Genomic DNA, 866 nt, shown 5'->3' with positions numbered 1-866 from the left:
CCAACCGGTGTCGGTAAGACAGAACTTTCCAAACAACTAGCTATCGAACTCTTTGGTTCTGCTGACAGCATGATTCGCTTTGACATGAGTGAATACATGGAAAAACACAGTGTGGCTAAGTTGGTCGGTGCCCCTCCAGGTTATGTCGGTTACGATGAGGCTGGGCAACTGACTGAAAAAGTCCGTCGCAATCCATATTCTCTCATCCTTCTCGATGAAGTGGAAAAAGCTCATCCAGATGTTATGCACATGTTCCTTCAAGTCTTGGACGATGGTCGTTTAACAGATGGTCAAGGACGCACCGTTAGCTTCAAGGATGCCATCATCATTATGACTTCAAATGCTGGGACTGGAAAAGCCGAAGCCAGCGTTGGATTTGGTGCTGCTAGAGAAGGACGAACCAACTCTGTTCTCGGTGAACTCGGCAACTTCTTTAGCCCAGAGTTTATGAACCGTTTTGATGGTATTATCGAATTTAAGGCTCTCAGCAAGGATAACCTCCTTCAGATTGTCGAGCTCATGCTAGCAGATGTTAACAATCGCCTCTCTAGCAATAACATTCATTTAGATGTAACTGACAAGGTCAAGGAAAAATTAGTTGACCTCGGTTATGATCCAAAAATGGGGGCGCGCCCACTTCGTCGTACTATTCAAGACTATATTGAGGATGCAATCACTGACTACTACCTTGAAAATCCAAGCGAAAAAGATCTCAAAGCAGTTATGACCAGCAAGGGCAAGATTCAAATTAAGTCTGCCAAAAAAGCTGAAGTGAAAACTTCTGAAAAAGAAGTATAAATCCTATAGAAAAGGAGTAGAAAATGAAATTTTTCTGCTTCTTTTTTACTAAAATAACTGTAATTTCT

1 protein-coding gene is annotated in these 866 nt (G+C 42.1%); it reads left to right on the top strand.

The features are described 5' to 3' along the window. Positions 1 to 798, top strand: a 798-nt coding sequence (locus SMIDD26_RS12860; protein ID WP_246746919.1) for an AAA family ATPase, incomplete at its 5' end; no start/stop codon positions are given. Positions 799 to 866: the final 68 nt, after the last annotated feature.

It is taken from the genome of Streptococcus mitis (assembly GCF_001579035.1).
GTDB lineage: Bacteria > Bacillota > Bacilli > Lactobacillales > Streptococcaceae > Streptococcus > Streptococcus mitis_J.
Note: the sequence above shows the minus strand (reverse complement) of the source record. Positions and strands in the feature narration are given on the sequence as shown.